General features: G+C 34.5%; 1 protein-coding gene. It reads right to left on the bottom strand.

The features are described 5' to 3' along the window. The coding region (locus J3U56_RS11720) for a hemagglutinin repeat-containing protein (RefSeq protein ID WP_267367844.1) at positions 1 to 8323 on the bottom strand (8323 nt) is incomplete at both ends.

Raw genomic sequence — 8323 nt, 5'->3', positions numbered from 1 at the left:
GCTTAAGTTCATTACTGGCATGCTCAGTATCCCGACTTAACTCATTGATATCCTGCTTTTGTTCATTCTCATTGCGGATGATGATAGTGCCTTGGGACACCGCTGAATGCGTTATCGATTGTTCATTGTCTTTTTTATTATAACCGGCTGGCATTGATGGCATGCCAATGGTGCTGACGCCAACACTGCTGCTGCTGACTTTATAATCCGCTTTATTTTCGATATCAGTAAAGCTAATTGTGCCCGTATCAAGTTTGTTTTTACCGGTATCTTCCGCTTCCGATGCAATCACCGCCCCTTTTAAGTCAGTATTATTACCAACTTTAATATCATACCCACCTTTACCTGCAAATATGCCTGACTGGTCTGTAACACTTTTCCAGTTGCTGTCCATTTTGGAGGTAGAATTAGCCGCATTAATACTGCTTGTACCGCCAAGTGAAAAACTGCCGCCTACTGAGCTTGAGCTGTTTTTCATATGATATTCGTCACTATCTTGTTGTGAGGTAATATTCAGGTCATGACCAATATCGGCAATAACGCTGTCGCCTTTTATCTGGCCAGCATTAATATTGGCATCATTGCCTGTTATCATCGTTAGCTTATTGCCGGCTTCTATAACACTTTCTGTCCAGTCTGTTCCATTCCCTTTTTCTCGGGATTTACTTTGACTGCCGCTGGCTGATATATTAAATCCATTCTTTTGACCACCAAAGTTATACCCGACACTTACCGAACCACTGCTACTTTTTTCTTTAGTATCGGTTTTAAACGTGTTTTCTTGGCCGATAATATTAATATCATGATTAGCGTTAATGGTTGCGTTACGGCCTGCTTGTACTTGACTGCCAATGACATTTATATCACCACTATTGCTTTCACCATTGCCTGTTGCAATGATAGAGACATCACGCCCCGCTGCAACCGATGAGCTAACCACGGTATGTTGTTCTTGATTAACCGTACGTTTGGTTTTTTCACTGCCAAGGCTAATATTAATGCCCACCGAAGCCTCAGGCACACCATCTTGTAAATTTGCTCCTGTTTCTAACGCCGCATTACCCGCTTGTAAGCCCGCTTTAATTTCCATTAATGCTTTGGTTTTATCATTGGTTTGCTGTTTGGCTTGTTGTAGTGTTTGAGTTGCGTTGTATATGTTACTGGCTGTACCCGAAACAGCAACGGTCACCCCTGTTTTTTGATATTTATACTCTTCTTTATGGGTAGTTTTAGCATCTAACGCTTCAATATTGACATTTTCACCTTGCATTTTAATATTTTGCTTAGCAATAATATCACTGCCTTCAACGTTAATATTTTTGCCTGCATGAATATTAACACTGCCGTCGGTACTGCCAACGACACTACCGACATAAGCTTGTTCGGTATCGGTTTGTTTTAGTGACTCTTTCTCTTTACCAACGGTAACACCAAGACCACCACTGCTCATTAACCCTGATTTTTTCTTTTTTGTTTCTTCTTTTCGGTAATATGACTCTTCTGCGGCATTAACCGTAATATCTTTATCGGCATAGAGATTGACATCATGGGTACCAACTACCTGACTACCGGTTACGGTTAAATTATTGCCAGCACTAATAGTCACACTATCACCACTGAGCATACTCCCTTTTTGAGTCGTGTTATCAATTACGGTGTGTGATGTACTTGTGGTTTTGTTTAAAAAACCTTTTGATTTAGTTTTATGAAATTCATCTAAAAAGGCGGTTTCGGTTGAAGAGCCTATTTCAATATCATTGTCTGCAATTAAATTTAATCGATTCCCCGCTTCAATATCGACTGTTTTGGCATTGATGTTATTACCTGCAATAATATTTACATTATTGGCCGCACTTATTCCGGTGCCAACCACGCTTTTTTCATCTGTAATGCGATAATCTTTTTTTCTTCGGTAATCAAATTTTTCTTCAATGTCAGCTGTGGTAAATTGGACATCATGGCCCGCTTGTAACCAGGTTGTGCCTTGTTCGCCACTGTTAATTATCCAGCCAGCCTGGGATTTAATGTCATGTCCTGCATCGATTATTATATTGCCGTCATTTACCTGAATAATGCTGGTTTTATCAATATTGGTCAGTGAATTTCTTGCTTTTGTTTGGGTTCTTGTGCTGGATAATAAATTAATATCATTATCTGCTGATAAGTAAACTAATTTATCCCCCACCAACTTACCATAATTGGTAATATCATTTTCAGCCGTTACCCCAACTTTATTACCGTAAATAGATCCGGTATTGTTGACATTGTATCCATTTAATAAAACATTTTCTTTTGCCTGTATTAAACCTTTATTGTCAAGCTGTTCACCTTTTATAAATACATTTTCGCCTGAAATAAGTGCACCATCTGTACCTAGCTGTGTTCGATTAACAATATAGACTTGTGGAACCAACACATCGATGTTTTCACCATCAACGGTAATGGTTTTTTTCATTAACAAGATCATATCGGTGGTTATGGCTCTCATCTGCTCTGCCGATAGTTCAACACCCGGTACAATTCCATATTGATTTGCAAAACTTATCCCTGCATCCATTAATGCCTGATATTGTTCAAGATCTGAACGATAACCCTGAAGATAGCGATTACCTGTTAAGCCAATAATCTGCTCACGAATAAGTTGCTGTTCGTAATAACCATCACCTAATCGTTTTTGGATTGAGTTTGGATCCACTTTTAAGCGATTAAGCATATAGTCAGAACTCAGCCACTTTTTACGTTGTGTAAAACGTGGATCGGTTTCAACGATATAACTTGGATTATATTTATTGACAATCCATAAACTATTATCAGGCAGGGTAATAGTTGGATCATATGTACTAATAGTTTTGATTGGAGCCATTATGTTATCAGCTTGAGCGGATTCTGGCTCTTTGATTGGTGTTTTATCCGCTGTATTGTTGTTTATATGATCAGTAATAATATCTTGTAAATTATTATCAGGTTTTTGACTAATAGCCGTTACATTATCAAATTTATTTGTAGGTACTGCAATATTCGATATTTTGTCAACTTTCTTATCATTCGGGGTTAGTTTAATATCAGTATTGTGTATTGGTTGTACAGGCTTTGTAGCGACCTCTTTAATGTCATTGTTCACTGTAATTGGCGTCGGGGTATTTTCTACCTTAACTGTTTCACGAGGTACCTCTTTTAATTCAGTTTGCTCAAAGATTTTATGATCTAAAATATTAGAATTTAAACTATCATCATTGAATATTTCATCAGGTTTATCATAAGGGGTAGAGGTGGCTCTATAATCTTTTGTGTCATTTTTCCAATGCTCTATTTTATTGCCCGAATACACATATTTTGAAATAGTTTCTTGTGAATAATTATTTAATTGTTGCACATTAATATTAACGGTTTTACCGGCTACAATTTTACTATCCTGATTATTTAATATTTGCCCCTTAATGACTATATTATTTGCAGCCGTGATTTTACCAGGATCTGTTTCCAGTACTACAGTGCGATATTTTGTTTTAATGATTTTGTAATGCCAAGAATTTGTACTTGTATAACCATCTTTTTTAATTTGAATTCTTGATAAAGCACCAGTCGGTCTTAAGTACTCGGGAATGTCTTTCCATAAATACCAACAGCCCTTATCGTGCTTTTCACAACCGTATGATTGAGGCCTTTTCCCTCTGAAGTGTGTACTTCTGATACGATATAAAATCTCATCAGGTGAATACTTTTCAAGTCTACCGCCAGCGATAAAATACTCCTCCATTTCTGGGGCTTCATCACTTTTGCGCATTTCGGTTATGATATGATCATTAATGTTATTAATTGCATTAGCATTAATATATAAATCGCCATGAGACTCAATATTTGCCGAGTGATTGTTGATGACATCTGCATTACCTGTCACATTTAAATTCTCATCAAGATCACCACCAATAATAAAATTGCCTAAGCTGAGTAACTGAGCGTGAGTATAATTATTTAAAGTATTAACGCCTAAATGAAAATTTTGCCGAGCAGCAATCACCGGTGCCACACCATTTTGTGCACGATTATTAAGTATTGAAGCTTTTATTGCTAAATTATCAGCATATATTCGCCCACTTTCTAAGTTATCTAATACATTGGTGCGAATGACTGTTGTGTCACCATTAATTAAACCATAATTATTAATGGTTTGATGATTGAGTGCTAAATAACCAGCGCTAATTTCTGATTGTTTTTCGTTAATTAATTGCTTACTTTCTAATGAAATTTGTCGGCCAGCAGTCATTTTATTTTTATTAATAATGTCTTTTTGCGTACGAATAGACAGATGACCATTGGTGGTTATTTCATTTTCATTAATAAAACTTTCATCTAAATCAAGCGATAACTCATTTTGACTTTTAATTACACCATCACCATGAAATGATTGTGTTTTTAAATAAATACTATCAGCAAGTAAACTTGCTTTACTATTGTCAAAATCTTTTGCGTTAATAATAAGGTAATGACTAGCATTTAATTTTGCGAATTGATTATTTAAATGGTCACTTTCAAGCATAATATTTTCTGCTAAATAATCTGATTGCTGATTATCCATACTTTGTGCTTTTATGCTTATGAGCCCATTAGTTTTTAATGTAGCTGCTTGATTATATAAATTTACGGCTTCTAATAAAATACCATTATTAGATAACAAGTTAGCATAGCTGTTATTGATATTATTTGATGCTTTAAGATTAATCAAGCCATTAGCTGTCATGCTGGCAGCGCTATTATCGATATTATTGGCAGCATTTAAAATAATATCTTGTTCTGAATCCATTTTAGCTTGCTGATTATTGATTGTTGTCGCATCAATATTAACCGAAGCTTTTGCTTGTAATTCACTATTTTGGTTATTGAATTGATTGGCTTTAATAGTAAGTGATTTTTCACTAACTAATTTAGCATATTGATTCATCAAGTCTTGTGCATTAATCGCTAAATCGCCTTTTGTAAATAATTTCGCCTGTTGATTATTCAGCGTACCTGCATCAATTGTTATTCCTTTTAGCCCCGATAATAGTAATGCCGATTGATTATCAAATTGGTTGGCTTTTAAGGTTATTTGCGCTTGTGATTGTATTGTCGCATTATTATTCTTAAGATTATCACTGATTACTGTAATTGCTTTTTCGGCAACTAAAATGGCATCACTATTGTCAAATTCTGGACTATTAATCGTCATTGAATCATCAGATTTTAGTACCGCTTCTTTATTGGTAAGGTAATGACTATTTATGTTGATAGATTGATTGCTAAATAATTTTGAGGCAGTATTATCAACATTTTCACTCGTGATGTTGATATTTCCTTTACTACTTAACATCGCTTTTCGATTATCTAATTGCTTTGTATTGATAGTCAGTGATTGCCCACTCCCCATTTGGCTGCCGGCATTATCAATTTGTTCACTATTAATAATCATATCTTGATTAGCAACCCATTTCGCATTGCTATTTTTAAGAGTATGCGCATTAACGTTAATTTTACCTTGAGCACCGAGTTCTGTTGATTCAGTATTAAGCTTATCAGCATAAATATTGATATCATTATCACTTATTAATGTTGCATTATTATCAATCAATTCTGTCGTTGAAATATCAAGGTTGCCAACACTATTTATTGATGATTCAGAACCCGTAATTGTGCCAGATTTCACACCTAAATATTGCAACGACGTTAGTACTGCTTTTTTGATATTCAATGCCTGTTGATTATCAATATTTAGATTACCTTTGCTTGTTATTTTAGCTTGATTAAGCGATGCAATTTGGCTTTTTAGCGTAAAATTACCTTCTGTAACATATTCTGCAGTGTCACTCATTAACTGCTTAGTATCAATATTGATATCACCTTTACTGGAAAGTTTGGCTTGGTTAAGTGACAAGTTTTGGCTGTTTAAATCTAAATTGCCTCCACTTACATATTGAGCATTATCACTTGCTAGCTCATTAGTTTTAATATTAATAGCTTGCTTAGCTTTAATTTCACTGTTTTGATTATTGACACTAGTAGCCGTTAATTCAATCTTATCATTAGATAAAATAACGCTATGTTCATTATTAACATCACTGGCATGAATATTAATAAATTGGTCTGCCCAAAATTTTGCATTAGTGTTAATAAAATTGTCTGTTGTAACATCAATAGCACCATCAGTAATCAATGTCGCATTAGCATTTTTTAGTGTATTATCTGCATTAATTTTAATACCAGATTTAGTTTGTATTTGCGCCGAAGTATTGTCTATATCTTTAGCATTAATAACTAAACCACCATCAGATAATATTATTGCATCGCTATTATCAAGTTGCTCTGTTTCGATATTTAATTGCCCGGATTGTAGCGTTGTTTTTTGATTATTAATTTGCTGCGCGGTTAAACTAATTGTTCCCTCGCTGCTCCATTTGGCGTTTTGATTATTCAGTTGAGTAGTCTGCACTTTCATGCCACTTTTCGCATACATGGCCGAATTAGCGCTTTCAATTTGTTCTGCGTCAATCGTTAATTTTTGATTAGTAACTAGCTGAGCGGCGTTAAACGCTGCAAATTGTTTTGCATCAATCGTTAACTCTTTTTCTGCTTTTATCGTTGCATTATTGGCTTGGAGAGTTGTTGCATTAAATTGAATTTGGCCAGTTGATAATATTTCAGCATTATTATAAGTTTGTTGTTTTCCTATAATTGCTATGTCACCTTTAGCACCAACATTTGCTTTAGTTAAGTCAATATTCTGACTGTTAATTTGCATGTACTTTTGAGAATATAGATTTGCAGCGTTCGCAACAAGTTGTTCAGTTGCCGTCAAAGTGATTGCTTGATCTGACTGTATAACACTATTGTTACTTAATAATTTAGTCGTACGAAGGGTTAAATTTCCACCAGCAAAAAGTTCTGCCTCATCATTAACCATCTCTTGTGTATCAATATTTAATTGATCTTGCGATAACATTATGCTCGTTTTGTTATCAAACAATTTTGTTGCAAGAATATTAATATTGCTACCACTTTGCCATTTTGCATTTTGGTTATATAAGCTATTGCCTGAAAATGTTAAAGATTGACCAATTAATGTTGAGTTATTGTTATTTAATTGATTAAATTGATAATTTATTGTTCCAGTTGCTTTTTGTTGACTTGATTGATTATTAATAGAGTCCGATTTAACTGTAATATTTTTACCTGCTAACCATAGTGAACTACCACTTTGTAATTCGTGACTATCAACATTAATATCACCCAACACATTTAGCTGGGAATTATTTAGCTGTAAATAATGACTGTTTAAAGATAAAGATTGTTCAGTGATTAATTGAAGGAAATCGGCGAAATAATTATTGGATTTAATATTAATCGCTTTTTTTGCCTGTATATTGGCTTGATTAGTGAATAAATTTTGAGCGCCAATATCGAGCTCTTGCTCAGTAATAAGCTGAAGTTTATTAGCATTGATTTGATCTGCAGATAAAGAAATAGCACCTTTAGCACTTAAATTCGCATTTTGCATTGCAATATCTGCTGCGTGCATAGTAATTTTTTGATTTGTTGCGAGTTTAGAATCGTTACCTTTAATATCATTAGCAGTAAAAGTTATGTCGCTTTCTGATATTAATTGGCTATTTTCATTAATAATTGAACCACTGGAGAATGTGATCCCTTTTTTAGTGATAATCGTTGAATTAGATGTATCTATGCTGTTTGAATTAATTACATCAAGTTGCTGTTCTGTTTGCAGCTGTGCAGCTTTAAGTGAAAGGCTGTTGCTAAACAATTCAATACGATTAGCATATGTTTGGCTATTATCGAGATTTAAAGCTTCTTTTGCGTTTAATAAAAGTTTTTCACTTGCGCTATTTTTACCATTAAAATTAATATTATTGGCTGATGCAAAAATAGTTCCCGAATTAGTTAGTTTTCCTTGATCGTTGACACCAGACACAACACGACTCTTTTTACTACTATTTATTTTGTTCGCGTCAAGTGTAATATTATTTTGAGCAATTAAAGAGCCATCATTAACAATAGTTTGTTCACTTTTTAATTTAATATTTTGTTTGCTGTAAATTTGATTCTGGTTATTAATATCTTGCACACTATTGATATTAATACTTTGTTGAGCCTGAATTGCACCTTGATTGGTGATTTTACCATCAGCACTGATAACAATACTGCCGGCACTGGCACCGAGTTCACCGGCATTATGCACACCCACCCCTCTTTCGGTACCAATCATACGAATACTATTGGCATACATTCCACCAAGCTGTGAAACATCAATCGAGACTTCCGGTTTGTTGTCAGT

It is taken from the genome of Gilliamella sp. B2824 (assembly GCF_026536245.1).
In the GTDB taxonomy this organism is placed as follows: domain Bacteria; phylum Pseudomonadota; class Gammaproteobacteria; order Enterobacterales; family Orbaceae; genus Gilliamella.
This window is presented reverse-complemented; position numbering and strand designations above follow the sequence as displayed.